Source organism: Bacteroides sp. 4_1_36, assembly GCF_003466325.1.
GTDB classification, from domain to species: domain Bacteria; phylum Bacteroidota; class Bacteroidia; order Bacteroidales; family Bacteroidaceae; genus Bacteroides; species Bacteroides uniformis.
Genome location: NZ_QSOX01000003.1, coordinates 115,078 through 132,438, shown reverse-complemented (window position 1 = coordinate 132,438; position 17,361 = coordinate 115,078). Strand labels below are relative to the sequence as shown.

The following is a 17,361-nucleotide window of genomic DNA, read 5'->3' as shown; positions in this document are numbered from 1 at the left end:
TTAAATTTTGTTGGGAGCAAAGGTAGAGGTAGTTAAAAAGGAGAACAATACCTAAAAATTGCGAAAAGAAGAGAAAGAGTAACCATTAGTAGGTAATGGCAGATTTATAACAACAAATAAAGATGAAAAAGGAGGATAAATGGTAAAAGAACTATTAAAATGCTAATCCACGTAACGAGCACGATAAGCAGGGCCGTACCTTCCAGAATACGGTCAAGCACAGTGGGTTGGAAACGGACATTAGGGCATTTCTTGCCGGAATAAGGACCAAGATTAATCATATTATCTACGATTTAGAATCTGTTATCACTAATCCTCCTTTGCTTTCTCTTCAGACGGAGGAGGATTCTTGGACTTCTTCATCCGCCCACTCTTCCGCAATGCTTCAGCGATAATCCACTGAAGCTGTCCATTGGTACTACGGAACTCGTCGGCTGCCCATTTTTCAATGGCATCCATCGTTGCAGCATCCACACGGAGGACAAAGCTTTTGGTTGAAGTTTCTTTTTTAGCCACTATTTATTTACTATTTAACAATTTACGATTTATGATTGAAGTTACTTTGATATAACCAAGTACCAATCAAAGAGTATTCTGCTTGCCCCGCACGAAGGAGGCAATGTCATCCATAACATATGCCGGGACGGGCGAAGCATGGCTATACTCAAACGGAGTCGCCTTGCCGCTGCCTTCCTGCAACAAGTGATTCAATTTCGGATAAGATTTGAAGTACGCATTCTTACAACGCAACAGACCGGAACGCCATAAACCGAAGTCTTCCATAGTCACTTGATAATCTCTCTCCCCTTGAAGAACAAATATGGGCAGCTTTAGTTTAGCGGCAACCTCCACCGGTTTGTAAGCGTTGGCAAACAGCCAATATGAGCGAGGCTGCCCCAACGGTAAGGGAATTGCCTCATCGAACTCTTCGGTACCAAGCTTTTTGACATTCACCAACTGTTGTTTCAGTTCATCAAGTTGAGCCTTTACATTGACTGAAGAATCCGTCAAAGAAGAGGTATAATAAAACTGTTCCTCAAGAGCATCTTCAAGCGGTCTTGCCAGTCCGGCAAGGATAATGATACCTGCCAAACCTTTCGAACGCCCGGCAATACGGGGAGCCAATGTACCTCCCAGGCTGTGCCCCAACACATACACACTGTCAGAAGCCAGCTCGGGCAAAGCCCTTACCTGCTCCACTATGGCAACGGCATCGTCCACGGCCTCAGTATCATAATCGAGTTCGCGACCGGCAGGAACGCAAGCCGCACCATATGCTTTTGTCCGTTTTTCATAGCGGACGACGGCAATGCCGCGTTCCGCCAATCCCCAGGCCAGGTCACGGAAAGGCTTGTTGGGACCTATCGTCTCGTCACGGTCGTGAGGACCGGAACCATGTACCAGAATAACACAAGGAACCCTGCATACATCCGAACCGACTGCCCTCTTGGGCAAAGTCAACGTTCCGGGAAGCTTGTAGCCGTCGGCTCCCAGCGTAATATCCCTTTCATCCATTTTTGTCTTATCATAGGCTACCGGTTGGGCAGTGCTAACAGCAGGTGCAGGGACTAGCCGGATTGTATTCAGTGCCCCGTCAGCATCAAAAGCCACTAGAAAGCGGAGATTATAACGTTCAAATTCCACATCGGAATAATAGATAGTAATTCCCTGGGCAGAATCGGTCTTCCATTCTCCTTTTGATATGGATTTACCAAACATTTTCTCTGCTTGCCGGAAAGAATCATTGAAGAGTGCCGGAGCCAGTTTCTCCTGCAACTCCCGGTTCAATGCCGCATGGATGCTGTCACCTTGCCCTGCCACAAACAATTCATAAATGTGCTGCGCGCGCGCAGTATTCGCATCTTGTGCAAAGCCCCCATATACATTGCCCAGCAAGAGCAGTATAAGAGCCCACCGTCCTATGCCTCCCATCTCTTTCATCCGTATCCTTTATCAATGGTTCAACGTTCCCGTATTGACTACCGGTTGGGCAGCCTCGTCCGCACAAAGCACTACCAACAGATTGCTGACCATTGCTGCTTTCTTGTCTTCGTCCAGTTCAACAATTTCTTCTTCAGAAAGTTTATGGAGCGCCATTTTTACCATAGAGACTGCCCCTTCCACAATCTTCTCGCGTGCCGTAATAATGGCAGATGCTTGCTGGCGACGCAGCATCACAGCGGCAATTTCGGGCGCATATGCCAGATAGTTGATACGCGCTTCCACCACTTCCATACCTGCCATGGCCAGGCGTTCATTCAATTTCTGCTCCAGCTGTTCATTGATTTCCTCACCGCCCGAACGAAGTGTCAACTCTTCCGTATCAGCCTCATTATCATCATAGGCATACTGACCGGCAACCTGGCGAAGAGCGGCATCACTCTGTATCATGACGAAATTCTCGAACGCATTCATACGGTTGGCCACCGCATTGCCAAGACTGACCTGGTTCGTATTACCCGCTGTCGGAGCGGATGCAGCCATTGTTTGTGAATCAATCTCAAACATGGCTTTATAGGTGTCCTTCAGCTTCCACACCAATACCAGTCCTATAAGAATAGGATTACCAATCTTATCGTTCACCTTTATCGGCTCCACATCCAGGTTGCGTGCACGAAGCGAAAGCTTCTTCTTATTAAGGAAAGGGTTTACCCAGAAAAAGCCGGTCTCCTTGAACGTCCCTTTATATTTACCAAAGAACACCATAGCACGCGCCTCGTTCGGCTCCAGCTCCATATAGCCGGCAAACATAATAAACCATATCAGACACAGACACACCGAAAGGATCAAGGTAGGCACAGAAATGATAAACCCAAAGATTATCACTGCCGTAAGCACTACCAAATGAAGGAACAAGGCCAAAAAGCCATTCATCTTGAAACCACTGAAACCACACTCTTTTGTTTCCATATTCTATAGATTTAATTGATATCATAATGATATCACAAATATATCAATTAAAATTAGATAAGAACAGAGAAGCAAGGAAGTTAACATATTGTATTAAGGATTATTAAGAACATGTATCCCCAGTACACAAAAATTCCGCTTGAGGGTCATGACTTACCTTCAAGCGGAATTTTCTTTTTCGACTTTGTCAGCAATGTATCAAGGCTGAATGACAAAAGACCGGCGCAGCAAACCAGCAGTCTGCGAGCTACCGCCCACCATAAGTTCATAACTGCCTTCGGAAACGCACATGGTATTGCTTTGCGGATTCCACCACACCAACTCTTTATCGCCCAAATCAAACTCTACATCGACCGTCTTTCCTGCCGGGATATGTACCCGTTTGAAAGCACGCAATGCCTTGCTCGGTCCTTCGACATCATCGTTTTTCTTCAAATAGACCTGCACAACCTCTTCACCGTCACATTTGCCGGTATTGGTTACGGGGACATTCAATCTCAATTTCTCACCGGACTTTATATTATCCGAACCAAGCACCACAGCGCCATAGCAGAAAGAGGTATAGCTCAATCCATGACCGAAGGGGAAAAGCGGTTCCTGGGTCATGTAACGGTAAGTCCGGCCGGTCATATTATAATCCTCAAAATCAGGAAGCTGTGACACATTACGGTAGAAGGTGACCGGCAAGCGTCCTGCCGGATTGTAATCACCGAACAAGACTTCGGCTACAGCCGTACCACCTGCCTGACCGGGATACCATGCCTGCAGGATAGCTCCACACCTCCCGGTTTCCGGCTCCAAGCCGATAGGAGAACCTGAACAGTTCACCAACACCACCTTTTTACCGGCACGGTGCAAAGCGGCAATCAGTTCCCGCTGGACAGCAGGCAACTCTATATCGGTACGGTCGCCTCCTCTGAATCCGGGAAGCTCAACACCCATCTCCTCGCCTTCGAGGTTCGGAGAGACTCCTCCCACAAAGACCACGACATCAGCATCCTTTACACGCTCCACAGATTTCCTCACATCCACTTCATTCTTAAATCCAAGGTCAAAGTTCAGCTGTGCATCGCTACGGAAATATTCAAAATCCAATTCAACGTCATACGTTTTTCCTGCTTGTACCTGCAAAGTATAAGCACTCTTCTGCCCACCGTGCTGATTGGAGAATCCTCTCACTTCCTCCCCATTTATCCGCAATCTCCCTGAGCCATAAGCATAGATGTCAAAGACCACCTCTCCCGACTGGTCGGGAGTGAATACGCTGTTGTAGGTAGCCGAGAAGTCGGTAAGGTTCACACCCGGAGCAAAAACCGTGGCACCGGATGTACAGAAATGGAAAGGAGTGGTCACTTGGGCAGTAGTGACTGGCTCACCGTCACGAGTCACGTTATTCCAGTAGCGTGCAGTAAATCCGGGTTTCCCGTCGGCAGTCTTGCAACGGTTGAAGACGCTCTGTATCTGAGCTCTCTCCACCCATCCGCAGCCTTGTTCATAAATAAGCCGATCATCACTCCCCAAAGCTTTTCTAATTCCGTCCAGAATGGTAACTGTGTGCGGAGGCATACCGTTATAATTTCCCCACTGCATCACAGAATCATTGGCGTTCGGACCCATCACGGCTATAGTCAGCCCTCCACGCTTCAACGGCAAGGTATTATCCTTGTTCATAAGCAGTGTCATTGACTTGCGAGCCATGTCGAGCGCCAGAGAGTCGTGTCCGGCAGAAGCCACCACAGAAAAAGGAATGCCGGTCCAGGACACCTTCTCCGGCTCGTCCATTTCACCCAAGGCAAAGCGAGCCGTCAAAAGACGCTTGACTGCTACATCCACTGCTTTTTCATCAATCTTTCCCTGCTTCACCGCTTCTACCAGGGCCTCGTAACTCGAACCGCACTCCAAGTCAGTTCCACTCAGCACCGCAGCCGCCGAAGCGGACTCTGCATCAGGATGCGTCTTATGACCATAGTCTCTGTAAAAATCGGCAATAGCTCCACAGTCCGAAAGGACAATACCGTCAAATCCCCACTCATCGCGCAAAATCTGCATCAGTAGGCGGTCGCTACCGCAGCAAGGATCGCCCTCAAAACGGTTGTAGGCACACATCACCTCCTTCACTTTTCCTTCTTTCACCAAAGCCTCGAAAGGAGGAAGATAAGTTTCATACAAATCACGGGGCTTGATATTTTCCGCATTAAACTCATGGCGGTTCCATTCCGGACCGGAGTGTACGGCAAAGTGCTTGGCACAAGCATGCAGCTTGTCATATTTTCCATCGTTCGTACCCTGCAAACCTTTTACAACCATCACACCCATACGGCTGGTCAGATAAGGGTCTTCCCCATAAGTCTCTATACCCCTTCCCCAGCGGGGGTCGCGATAGATATTCACTGTAGGCGTCCACATCGTCAATCCTTGATAGCGTTCATGGCTTTCCTGGGATGTATAGTAGGCATTCTTGGCACGGGCCTCATCGGATACGGCAGTAAATACCTCGTATACAGTCTCCGGCGAGAAAGATGCCGCCATACCAATCGGTTGGGGAAACACTGTGGCCAGCCCGGCACGCGCCACTCCATGCAACGCTTCATTCCACCAGTTATAGGGCTTGATGCCCAGGCGTTCCACCGGTTTGGAGCTGTCCATCATCAAGGACACCTTCTCTTCGAGCGTCAGTTCCTTCAGCAAAAGTCCGGCACGCTCTTCTGCCGGCAGAGATGCATTCTTGTAAGTAGCCTGTCCACATCCCGACAATAGGAAGAGTGGCAAAAGGTAAAGAAGTTTCTGTTTCATCATAGTTTTATATTAATCGTTGTTACAATCGCTTGTATCACAAAGATAAATATTTTCTTCCAATTGCCAACACGCAATAAACTTCTTATTATAGCCTCCTCTGAATATCCCCGTTACTGTTCCGCTGACCCTTACTACGTATATCACCACCGAAAGTATAGGATACACCGATACGGAAACTGGCAAAGGCAAACTGATTGTCGGCAATTATCTTCAGCCCGTTGGACATGGTTTCCAATTTGGAATGGCTGACAAACAAATTGTTGACATTCAGGCTGAGGTTGAGCTTATTGTCCAACAACCGGTAAAGCATACCTGCACTGACGCTGTAAGTGGGACTCATCAGATAGATGCCCTGATACTGACGGGAAGAATAGGAACCGGACAACGTGGCCAGAAGAGTCTTCTTTTCATTGAAGAAGAAAGTGTTGCGCAGACTGGCGTCATAAGCCCATCCTTTCTCCTCGGGAGAGGTGGTGGCAGCGCTGGAGGTAGTCCGGCGATAGCTCACTCCATGCTGGGCGTAAGCTTGCAGCCATTTGGTACGGAAAGTGTACGAATTGTTAAGCCCGAAAGCATGCGTCTGCATGAAATTCTCCCAAAGGAAAGAAGTCACATTCGTTTCGGCATCCAAGTCCACAACCTGGAAGAATACATCGTCCGAATAAGAATAATAAGCGGAAACATTGAAGTTGTTCTTCAACGTATATCCCAGTTCTGCATTGTAAGTGTAGCTGGGTTTCAAGTCCTCACGTCCGCAGGCATACGTATATTTGTTCTGATAGAACGGAAAAGGATTGACCATATTCTGTGACGGACGGGAGATGCGGTTGGAGAAACTGAAGTTCAGCGCATGCCCGTCTGTAGGCGAATAAAGCAGATAGACAGTAGGGAACAAGCGCGTATAGTCGTGCTTGTCCTCCGTATCCTTCGCTTCGGAAATACCGGTAGTGCGGGTGTGCTCCATACGCAAGCCCAACTGCATGGAAAAACGTTCGGAAAATTCACGGCTATAATCAGCATATAAGGCATAGATTTGCTCCTTGTAACGGAAATAATCATCCTGCACCAGCGTAGGGTCCGATGTATCGTAATTGATACCGTTGCGAGTGTTGGTAAAGGAGACCTTGGCACCTGCCGTTATCTTGTACTTTTCAAAAGGAAGGATGAAATCAAGAGCGGAGGAGACTACATCTACCTTGCGATGTTGCAGATAGTTGTAATCGAAGTTTGTGCCCGGAATCTCCGTACCGTCAGGCAGGAGGGTTTTCGAGAGAAAGCCCATATTTTCGTCCCGGTTGTCACGCAGGTAATCCACATCCCAAGTCATTTTCTTGCCTTTGTCATCCCAGACCTTATCGGTATGAAAATTCAGATTGAGGCGGTCGGAACTGGTATCCTTGTCACTGTTGGAGTACAGCAAAGAATCCAATACGGCGGTAGAGGCATCGTAAACTTCCGTCCATGAAAGGGCGTTGCCCGGTTTGGGAGCACTGTGATTATAGATGGCCTGCATACCTACAGTCCAGTCCCGTTCCAACGATACGTCCACACCTCCCTGAAGGTAGAAGCTATTCATGTAATTGGTGTAGTCGGCACGGCTGTTCCAGGTGTTCTGCGGAAAATAGCGGTAATTCTTCTCACGCGTCTCATAGTTGCCCTGCGTAGTACCCCCGTTGAGGAAGGATGACACGCGCCCCTTGCTGAGGTTCAGGCTTACCCCGCCATATCCGTAATTGTCCTTTTCACCAGCGCTGTAGGAAGCGGAAGCCGTACCACCCACGTAATCTTTGGGACGTGACTTCAAGCGAATATTGATGATGCCTGCATTTCCGGCGGCATCATATTTGGACGGAGGCGTGGTAATCACCTCCACCTTCAGTATCTGGGAGGCGTCATAGGAACGGAGGTAATCTATCAGTTCATCTCCCGACAGCTTCGTCTCACGGTCGTTGATATAAACCTTGATACCCCCTTTACCTATAATACCAATACTGTTTTGTCCAACCTGCAGACCGGGCACTTCACGCAGAAGGTCGAGTGCACTGCCTCCGGCAGAGGCTATGGTATTATGTGCATCGAACACTACCCTATCCACCAGACGCTTGATAACGGGACGCGCGGCCGTAACGGTCACTTCGTCCAGCAAGGCGGAAGAAGATTTCAATGTCAATTCGCCAACGTTTTTGTTTCCTTGCAGCACAACGGGAACGTAGAGGTCTTCGCTGCCGATAAGGGTAATATGCAACAAGTATTCTCCCAGTGGCTGGTCAAAGGAAAAACAACCTTGTGTGTCGGTCAGCATACCGGTAATATAGGTACTGTCTTTTGCCTGCTTCAGCAGCACATTCGCCACCTCTACCGGTTGGCGGTTCTCGTCCTGCACACAACCGGAAAGCCGGTAAGTCTGAGCAGGAAGCAGAGTTGCCATACTTGCCAAGGCCACCCATACCATCACTCTTTTTCTAACGTTGTTCAGTAGTTTTTCTTTCATCATGCGTTTGATTTCAATATTTCACACCTTGTATTTCGCTGATACAAAGGTAGGGGTAAAACATGCCTCAAACGGTCTATATCGAGGAATAAAAAGTCTATATCCCAAAACTACAAATCACTACATATCAACACTTTAATTTTACAAAAGTCTATATTATGCCTTTTCCGGTCTATATGCTGCCTATAAACTCTACGATGCCTTCCTTCTCCCCCATCCCCAGTTTCTTGCGGATATTCGTCTTTCGCTGGTAAATGGTAGGAATGCTCTGTTGTGTCACCACACTAATCTCCTTCGTCGAGAAGTCCGCACAGAGCAGGCAGCAAAGCTGCTTTTCTTTGTCAATGAGCACATCGCCAAAACAGCTGTCCATCTTTGTGTAGAAGTTATCATAAATCCGGTCTATGATAGGATACAAGTCCTCCCATACCAGCAAACTCTCTACCGGCAGTTCATGGCTGGTAATACCCGAAATGCGGCGAAGCAGCTCCTGATTCTGTGAGGTAGGTTGTTTAGCCACCAGCCGTATCATGCCTAATTGCTGCAACAGTATTTTCCGAAAAAACTGCCCGTCTTCCCCTTTCGACTGGTTCCTGGTCGCATCTTCCAGCAACCGGGTCAGTGTTTCCGCCCGTTCTTCCGCTTCAATCAGCCGGTTGCGCCGGTTACGGATATAAAGGGACACACCACCACCTGCAAGCACCAGTACCAACAGTGCCAGCAACAAATTCAGTTGTGCCTGCTTCCGTTCCACCGTCAGAATCAAGTTGGCTTGCGAAAGCGTCTCCTTCGACTCGTCCTTACGCCGGACAGTACTCTGCAACGCAGTAAGAGCATTGGCTACAGAATCATTATAGCGCGCCACGTCCAGCACATCAAACGTACGGTGACGTGTATAATCTATCAATGCCCTATATACCGCCACCATATTCTCTTCCGTCAAAAACCGGTTCCGGCCCTCGCCACGTTTCCTCTCCTTATTCAAATAGTATTCCGCCGAATCAAGCAGCCCTTCTTTCAAGAACACTTCCACTTTCACCAGATCTCCCATACGCAACTGCACCGGGTCGATGACATACTGCTCCATACGACGAATAGTAGCTATTGCACCGGAAGGTTCATCAAAAGAGTAAGCCTGCATCTGGGCATAGTTACGCAAATAATGCACTATCTTACTGGTATCTTCTGCCTCCACTGCCAGTTCTATGCTGCGCTCCATGTAATAGGATGCAGAATCATTCTTGTTCAGCCCCATGGCAATTCCCATAGAGAAGAAGCTTCCGGCTCTTGCGTCCAAAGCTATGGCGGTACGGAAAGTTTCTATCGCTTTCTCATAATCTTTCCAGACATACACATACCAGTATGCCTTATCAATCAGCATATCAGCCATTCTTCCCGTGTCCTGCAGCGCCTTGGCCAAAGCTACGCCGCTGTCAATGGCAGCTATACACCGTTCGTGCTCTTTCAGCCAATACCAGTACCAGGCTTTCAACTGATAGGAAAACAGATTCTTCGCCGTGTCGTTGCGGAAGACGTAATAATCGGAAGCAGGCAATATCAAGGAATCTTCCGCCATCGAGTTGTGCCGCTTATAGTGCACATAAGCATTCAGCCATCCATACAACAGCCTCTCCTCATCCGAAAGTTGCGATGGCCTCTCTATCTGTACCAGCAAGGCATACACGCTGTCCACATTCATATTCACCTGTTTTTCTGCCAGATGTAACAGATGTGCCTCATTCATCTGCCGGCAGGCAACAAGGCACAGCAACGCAAACAATAGTCCAAGGAAAGGTAATCTATTCATAATATAGGAGATATAGTTTTTTCTATCATTTGTCTGCAACCGCAGTTTCCAGTTGCTTCAGCGCCTGCTCCAACACCGAACGCGGGCAGCCGATATTCAGCCGCATAAATCCCTTACCCGGTTCACCGAACATGGTGCCGTCATTCAGTGCCAGGTGTGCCTTGTCCACAAATAGTCTCACCAGTTCCTCCTGAGTCAGCCCCAATCCCCGGCAGTCCAGATAAATCAGGTAAGAAGCCTGCGGACGTATCATGCCGATGCCCGGAATATGCTCGCGCAGGTAGTTCTCCGTGAAATCGATATTGCCCTTTATATAGTCCAGCAGCTGTTCCAACCATTCCTCACCATGCATATAGGCAGCAGCCGCACCGATATAGGCCAACATGTGCCCTTCGCTGAACTCGCCCGCTTCCATGAACTCCTGAAAACGGTGGCGGATGTCCTCATTGAGGATAATGGCGTACGAACTTCCCAATCCCGGCATATTGAATGTTTTGCTGGGTGCCATGAAGGTGAGGGAATTCTGCGCGGCAGCCCCCGAAACAGTAGCAAAAGGATGGTGTTTGTAAGGTGGCAGAGTCAAGTCGGCATGAATTTCATCGGAGATGACAAACGTATGGCTTTCCGTACAAATATCAGCAATCCGGCGTAATTCGTCCACCGTCCATACACGCCCGCCCGGGTTATGGGGATTGCAGAGAATCAATACTTTGCATCCTTGTATATCCTTACGGAAACGCTCAAAGTCAATCTGATACTGTCCATCTTTCAGGTCGAGCGGAGAGTAAACCACTTCGCGCTTCATGCGTTGCGTCACCAGGAAGAAGGGATGATAAACGGGAGTCATCACCATTACCCGGTCGCCGGGATTGGTGAAGCATTGCAATGCGAAGGCTTGACCGCGGACAATGCCGGGTACAAAAGTCAGCATCTCGCGAGTGACGTCCCAACCGTGGCGACGACTGAGCCAGCTACAAATGGAAGTATACCATTCCTCACACGCAGACGTATAGCCCAGCACTTCATGTTCAAGACGCTTCCGCAAGGCTTCCATCACAAACGGGGGCGTGCGGAAATCCATATCCGCCACCCACATGGGGAGGAGGTCATCGCGTCCCCATACACTCTTCACACCGTCCCATTTCACGGAGTCGGTACCACGGCGCTCTATTACTTCATCAAAATTGTAAGTCATTTGCTTGTCTTTTTATTGTAGTTTCACTAATTCAACGCATCAATTTGTCTTGTTTTTATACCGCCCGAAAGAGAATTTACAACTATCTGATTATCAACATGTATAAATACATCCTATTTCTGTCGTATACTGAGCCCTATTCAGTCGTATACTGAAATAGGTTCAGTATACGACTGAATAGGGCTCAGTATACAATCCATTACTGCCACCTTATTTTTGTAAATAATAATCATATCGGGAAAAATATAAATACCGCCACATCCCACACTGCATGAGACAAGATAATAGCGGCAAAGCGGTTCGGAAAGAAACGGTAAAGCGCGCCCCATGCCGCCCCCACCACCAGAGCCGCCATGACCAGCATGAAGTTGCAGGAACCGGCATGCACCAGTGCATAAATCAAAGTAGCCACCACAAAACCCGCATTCGGATTCCAGCGTTTGGAAAGCGTGCGTTGCACATAGCCGCGCCAGAAAATCTCTTCCGCCGGCCCTATCAGCAACAGTAGCAATGCCGCCAACAGCCAAGGAGACTCTCCCTCTTTCATCCCATAAATGGAGTCCACCTGCGGACGGGCAAAATCGAACATCCAAGATGACACCTTGTCTCCCAACCAGAAAACGCCCCACAAAGCAACAGCAATGCCAATTCCCAGCAAGACATTCGGCAAGCTCCACTTCACCTCCCGCCACCAGCCGGGATTGAACAAGGTGGCAAACACGGACAGCGTGAGCGCAGAACCGGTCATCATCCACCAGAAATTCACGAAAGGAGCCGTCCAAGGCGAAAACATGACCGTCCACAGCACGGCAGCCAGCAGAATGGTAAAAATCAGCTTCTTCATGACAGCAAACCGGCTACAACGAACGACAACGTGAACAGCAGACTGAACAACAACTGGAGTTTTGCCGTCATCTCATCCAGACCGGCTATGGCACTTTCTCCCTTTCCGGGAAAACGGGACACCACCCGTACATTGCCTATGGCAGGAACCAGTGCCGGCATCACCAGCAGGGTCCATAGAGGAAGAGTTCCCGCAGCTATCAAGCCGGCTATCCAGCCAAAAGGGAAAAGGACTTCGGCACAATAAACGTACATCGACGCCTTTCCTCCCAGCTTCATGGCCAGTGTCTGAATCTCGGCACGGGCATCGGTACGCATATCCCGTGTATTATTGGCATGCAGAATGGCCACCGTAATCAGTCCCACCGGCAGAGCTATCCACAAGACATTCCAGTCAACTACTCCCGTAGCCACATAGCAGGTACCCAACGTCGGCAGCAAGGCATACGCCAAAAAGATGACGACATCGCCCAACGCACGATACTTGAGCGGCGGATAAAGCAACGAGCAAGCCGCGCCGCCTATACCGATGTACAGCAACGGCAACCCCGTACGCCACAGCAGGCCGACACCCGCAACAAGGGCAACTGCCAGCAATGCCATCGACAAGCCATATATCTCGCGCGGAGCAAACATCCCGTCGGTCAAGGTCTTGGCGCCAAAGGTATCCCTTGCATCGACCTTATGCTTATAGTCAAAATAATCGCTCCAGGTATTCCCGGCAGCGTGAAACACGACGATGTTCAGCAATGCCCAGATGCCGTTCACCCAGTTTATGTCCTGCTGCATCCAATACAGATATGCCAACGTCACCACCACCGGCATCGAAGAGGCGGGGAATGACCACGGACGCACCGCTATCATCCAATCTTTCAAAGAATGTTTCTTCATTTGTTATTTATCATTTATTTGTGCGCAAAAGTACGAAATATCTTCGCTTTTTTAAGTAATTTCGCGCACAAGATAAAAGAACCCCTTATGATAAAAGCTCTGTTTTTTGACATCGACGGAACCTTGGTCAGCTTCAAGACCCACGAAATTCCCGTTTCCACTATTGAAGCGTTGACTGCCGCCAAGGCCAAAGGCATACATATCTTCATTTCTACCGGACGTCCGCGCGTCATCATCAACAACTTGTCCGCCTTGCAGGAACGGAATCTGATAGACGGCTACATCACGATGAACGGCGCCTATTGCTTTGTAGAAGACACCGTTATCTACAAAAGCCCCATACCGACAGCGGAAGTGGATGCCTTGACAGCTTTCTGCCACGAACGCAACATCCCATGCATCCTGGTGGGAGAGCACGACATCTGCGTGAACCAGCCCGGCGAAGTAGTGGAGGAAATCTTCCATCACCAATTGAAAGTGGACCCCATCGAAGCAAAGCCCTATACCGACAGCCATGCCGACAAAGCCTTCTTCCAGCTGACTCCCTTTATCAACGCCGAGGAAGAAGCAATCATCCTGCCCTCCGTCCCCCACTGCGAGATGGGCCGCTGGCATCCTGCCTTCGTAGACGTGACAGCCAAAGGAAACACCAAGCAAAACGGTATCGACCAGATTATCCGCCACTTCGGCATCAAGCTGGAAGAGACCATGGCCTTCGGCGACGGAGGAAATGACATCAGCATGTTGCGCCATGCCGGTATCGGTGTAGCCATGGGCAATGCCAATAACGACGTAAAAGCTGCCAGTAACTACACAACCACTTCTGTTGATGAAGACGGCATCGCCAACGCCCTGAAATATTTCGGCATAGTCGGGAATCCATCATAAATCTGAAATCTTTTGAGCTTCGTTCCCGATACACAAAACAAAGAGTTTCAAGATGCCTTGAACCTCATTCAGTATACCCGTCAGTCCGTATTCCTGACGGGCAAGGCAGGTACGGGCAAATCGACCTTCCTGAAATATATCTGCGCGAATACGAAGAAAAAGCATGTAGTGCTTGCCCCTACCGGCATAGCCGCCATCAATGCCGGAGGCAGTACCCTGCACAGCTTCTTCAAACTGCCCTTCTACCCCCTGCTGCCCGATGACCCGAACTTCAGTCTGCAACGGGGACGCATCCACGAATTTTTCAAATACACCAAACCCCACCGCAAACTACTGGAAGAACTGGAACTGGTCATCATCGACGAGATTTCCATGGTACGCGCCGACATCATCGACGCCGTAGACCGCATCCTGCGCGTCTATTCCCGCAACCTGCGCGAACCCTTCGGCGGCAAACAGATATTATTGGTGGGCGATGTGTTCCAGTTGGAACCCGTCGTCAAAGGAGATGAACGGGAGATACTGAACCGATTCTACCCTACCCCTTATTTCTTCTCTGCCAGGGTATTCGGCCAGATAGACCTTGTCTCCATCGAACTGCAGAAAGTATACCGGCAAACAGACAGCAAGTTCATCCATGTGCTGGACCACATCCGCAACAATACCGTCGGCTCTGCCGAACTTCAGCTGCTCAACACCCGCTATGGCACCCAAATAGAGCAATCGGAAGCCGACATGTACATCACCCTCGCCACCCGCCGTGACAATGTGGACTACATCAACGACAAAAAACTGGCGGAACTTCCCGGTGACCCGGTCACCTTCTACGGCGAAATCATGGGAGACTTTCCCGAAAGCAGCCTCCCCACCTCGCAGGAACTGGTACTGAAACCGGGCGCACAAATCATCTTCATCAAGAATGACTTCGACCGCCGCTGGGTGAACGGCACCATCGGCGTCATCAGCGGCTTCGACCCTATCGAAGAGACCCTCTACGTCATCACCGACGACGGCAAGGAATGTGACGTCAAACGAGAGTCGTGGCGAAACATCCGCTACAAATACAACGAAGAAAAGAAACAGATTGAAGAGGAAGAACTGGGAACCTTTACACAATATCCCGTGCGCCTGGCATGGGCCATCACCGTCCACAAGAGCCAAGGGCTGACCTTCAGCCGGGTAGTCATCGACTTTACCGGCGGCGTGTTTGCCGGTGGGCAGGCATACGTAGCCCTCAGCCGCTGCACCTCGCTGGAAGGCATCCAGCTGAAAAAGCCCATCAGCCGTGCCGATGTATTCGTGCGTCCGGAGATTGTCAGCTTCTCCGAACGCTTCAACAACCGCACCGCCATCGACCGTGCCTTGAAGCAAGCACAGGCAGACGTTCAATACGTTGCCGCCGCCAAAGCCTTCGACAAAGGGGACTTCGGCACTTTCCTGGATGAGTTTTTCAAAGCCATCCATTCCCGCTACGACATCGAGAAGCCCAACGTGCAGCGCCTCATCCGCCGGAAGCTGAACATCATCAACCGTCTGAAAGAGGAAAACCGTGCACTGAAACAAGCAGCACTGGAGAAAGAGAAAGCCCTCGTGAAGTATGCCCGCGAATACATCCTTATGGGTGACGAATGCCTGAAGCATGACATGAAGGAGGCGGCCATGAAAAACTATGAGAAAGCCGTCACCCTCTGTCCCAAATTCAAAGAGGCCTGGAAGAAGATAAAGAAACTGGAGAAAGAGATGCTAAAAAGGTGAATTGCTTGTTTATAAGCCGATTATTATCTATTTTTGCATGTAATATAAAACTCAAATCCATTTCTGCCATGCTTCTGAAACTTTATGAAAAAAATAACAATCCCGCCGACCTGCAGCAGGTGGTCGACCTACTGAATGACGGTGGTATCCTTATCTACCCTACCGACACCATGTATGCCATCGGCTGCCACGGACTGAAGGAGCGCGCCATCGAGCGCATCTGCCGCCTCAAGAATATCGACCCCAAGAAGAACAATCTTTCCATCATCTGCTACGACCTGAGTAAAGTAAGCGAATACGCCAAAGTAGATAACGCCACTTTCAAGCTGATGAAGCGTAATCTGCCCGGAGCCTTCACCTTTATTCTGAACGGCACCACCCGTCTGCCCAAGATATTCCGCAACCGTAAGGAGGTCGGCATCCGTATGCCGGACAATTCCATCATTCAGGAAATAGCCCGCCTGCTGGATGCTCCCATCATGACAACTACATTGCCGCATGAGGACAATGAGGACATTGAATACTGCACAGACCCGGAACTGATTGACGAGAAATTCGGTGATATTGTCGATTTGGTAATAGACGGCGGTATCGGCGGTACGGAAGGCTCTACCGTAGTGGATTGCACCAATGGGGAGCCGGAAATCATACGCCAGGGGTTAGGCTGGCTGGACGAAGGATAAATATTGAATTCCGGCCACAATTTCCAAACCTTTTCAACTTCTTTTATGTTTCTTTACTAAGAAATACAGGAACTTTATGAGCACAAAAGAACAATACTGGAAATATTCATTGATAGCCATCATTATCGGGCTGGGAATCATTCTTTTCAGACAAATAGCCCCATTCATGGGCGGTCTGCTGGGAGCCTTGACTATCTATATCCTGGTGAGAAAGCAGATGATGTACCTTTCCGACAAGCGGAAAATGAAGCGCAGCATAGCTGCCACCCTCATTACGGCAGAGGCAATTCTCTGCTTTCTGGTTCCACTTGGGCTGGTGGTATGGCTGGCTGTGGTCAATCTTCAAAACATCAATCTGGACCCGCAAGCCATTATAGCTCCTTTCGAAGAAGCGGCCAACATCATTAAAGCCAAAACCGGCTACTATATCTTGGGGAAAGACACGGTGGCATACGTCATTTCAATTCTTCCCCGCATCGGGCAAGCCATCATGGGAGGTATCAGCAGTTTTGCCGTCAACATCTTCGTACTGGTCTTTGTACTCTACTTCATGCTGATAGGGGGCAAAAAGATGGAACAGTACGTCAACGACCTACTGCCGTTCAACGATGACAATACACAAAACGTCATCCACGAAATCAACATGATTGTCCGCTCCAATGCCATCGGCATCCCCTTACTCGCCGTCATACAAGGAGGAGTAGCCATGATAGGCTACTGGATTTTCGGTGCTCCCAACATCTTGTTCGCCGGTTTCCTGACCTGCTTCGCCAGCATCATCCCAATGGTAGGAACAGCGCTGGTATGGTTTCCGATAGCTGTCTACATGGCATTGATAGGCAACTGGGTTCAAGCTATCGGCCTGGCCATCTATGGCGGTGCAGTCATTTCACAGCTCGACAACCTGATACGCTTCATCATCCAGAAGAAAATGGCAGACATTCATCCGCTTATCACTGTCTTCGGAGTTGTAATCGGCTTGTCCCTTTTCGGATTCATGGGTGTCATCTTCGGGCCACTGCTCTTGTCACTATTCTTTCTGTTCGTGGATATGTTTAAAAGAGGGTATTTGGATGCAAGGGGGAAGACGACGGAATAAGTA

13 protein-coding genes are annotated in these 17,361 nt (G+C 49.2%); 4 read left to right on the top strand and 9 right to left on the bottom strand.

The annotated features are described in order from the left end of the window. Positions 1 to 309: 309 nt before the first annotated feature. From DXD65_RS04830 to DXD65_RS04790, 9 genes are all read right to left on the bottom strand, one after another. Positions 310 to 516, bottom strand: coding sequence for a hypothetical protein (locus DXD65_RS04830; RefSeq protein ID WP_005823802.1), 207 nt, complete (start codon positions 514 to 516; stop codon positions 310 to 312). A gap of 66 nt (positions 517 to 582) precedes the next feature. After that, positions 583 to 1,941 carry an alpha/beta fold hydrolase gene (locus DXD65_RS04825; RefSeq protein WP_117588957.1) on the bottom strand — a complete coding sequence of 453 codons (1,359 nt, stop codon included), beginning with the start codon at positions 1,939 to 1,941 and terminating at the stop codon, positions 583 to 585. A gap of 12 nt (positions 1,942 to 1,953) precedes the next feature. Beyond that, a complete protein-coding gene (locus DXD65_RS04820) occupies positions 1,954 to 2,910 on the bottom strand; it encodes an SPFH domain-containing protein (RefSeq protein ID WP_117887396.1) in 957 nt (318 codons plus the stop codon). Between the two features lie 198 nt (positions 2,911 to 3,108). Then, the gene (xyl3A, locus tag DXD65_RS04815) at positions 3,109 to 5,703 is read right to left on the bottom strand and encodes a xylan 1,4-beta-xylosidase (RefSeq protein WP_117887409.1); all 2,595 of its coding nucleotides are present in this window, start codon (positions 5,701 to 5,703) and stop codon (positions 3,109 to 3,111) included. 88 nt (positions 5,704 to 5,791) lie between these two features. Continuing rightward, entirely contained in the window at positions 5,792 to 8,197 is a 2,406-nt protein-coding gene (locus DXD65_RS04810; protein ID WP_034533042.1) for a TonB-dependent receptor domain-containing protein, read from the bottom strand. Positions 8,198 to 8,369: 172 nt separating this feature from the next. Beyond that, the gene (locus tag DXD65_RS04805; protein ID WP_005835310.1) at positions 8,370 to 10,004 is read right to left on the bottom strand and encodes a helix-turn-helix transcriptional regulator; all 1,635 of its coding nucleotides are present in this window, start codon (positions 10,002 to 10,004) and stop codon (positions 8,370 to 8,372) included. A gap of 25 nt (positions 10,005 to 10,029) precedes the next feature. Then, positions 10,030 to 11,199, bottom strand: a complete 1,170-nt coding sequence (locus tag DXD65_RS04800; RefSeq protein WP_005835307.1) for a MalY/PatB family protein — start codon at positions 11,197 to 11,199, stop codon at positions 10,030 to 10,032. A gap of 229 nt (positions 11,200 to 11,428) precedes the next feature. Beyond that, entirely contained in the window at positions 11,429 to 12,043 is a 615-nt protein-coding gene (locus DXD65_RS04795; RefSeq protein ID WP_005823820.1) for a CPBP family intramembrane glutamic endopeptidase, read from the bottom strand. After that, positions 12,040 to 12,933 (bottom strand): prenyltransferase, encoded by an 894-nt coding sequence (locus DXD65_RS04790; RefSeq protein WP_008665553.1) that lies wholly within the window; start codon positions 12,931 to 12,933, stop codon positions 12,040 to 12,042. The genes DXD65_RS04795 and DXD65_RS04790 overlap by 4 nt, the downstream gene beginning before the upstream one ends. A gap of 87 nt (positions 12,934 to 13,020) precedes the next feature. On the opposite strand from DXD65_RS04790, the gene DXD65_RS04785 reads away from it, so the two are divergent. The 4 genes from DXD65_RS04785 to DXD65_RS04770 all read left to right on the top strand — a co-directional run bounded on the left by DXD65_RS04785 (position 13,021) and on the right by DXD65_RS04770 (position 17,358). Beyond that, positions 13,021 to 13,821: a Cof-type HAD-IIB family hydrolase gene (locus DXD65_RS04785; protein WP_005835301.1), complete on the top strand. Its 801-nt coding sequence runs from the start codon at positions 13,021 to 13,023 to the stop codon at positions 13,819 to 13,821. Positions 13,822 to 13,833: 12 nt separating this feature from the next. Next, positions 13,834 to 15,576, top strand: coding sequence for an ATP-dependent RecD-like DNA helicase (locus DXD65_RS04780; RefSeq protein WP_005835299.1), 1,743 nt, complete (start codon positions 13,834 to 13,836; stop codon positions 15,574 to 15,576). A gap of 68 nt (positions 15,577 to 15,644) precedes the next feature. Beyond that, the gene (locus DXD65_RS04775) at positions 15,645 to 16,259 is read left to right on the top strand and encodes an L-threonylcarbamoyladenylate synthase (protein WP_008665555.1); all 615 of its coding nucleotides are present in this window, start codon (positions 15,645 to 15,647) and stop codon (positions 16,257 to 16,259) included. A gap of 76 nt (positions 16,260 to 16,335) precedes the next feature. Continuing rightward, positions 16,336 to 17,358: an AI-2E family transporter gene (locus DXD65_RS04770; protein WP_005823830.1), complete on the top strand. Its 1,023-nt coding sequence runs from the start codon at positions 16,336 to 16,338 to the stop codon at positions 17,356 to 17,358. Positions 17,359 to 17,361: the final 3 nt, after the last annotated feature.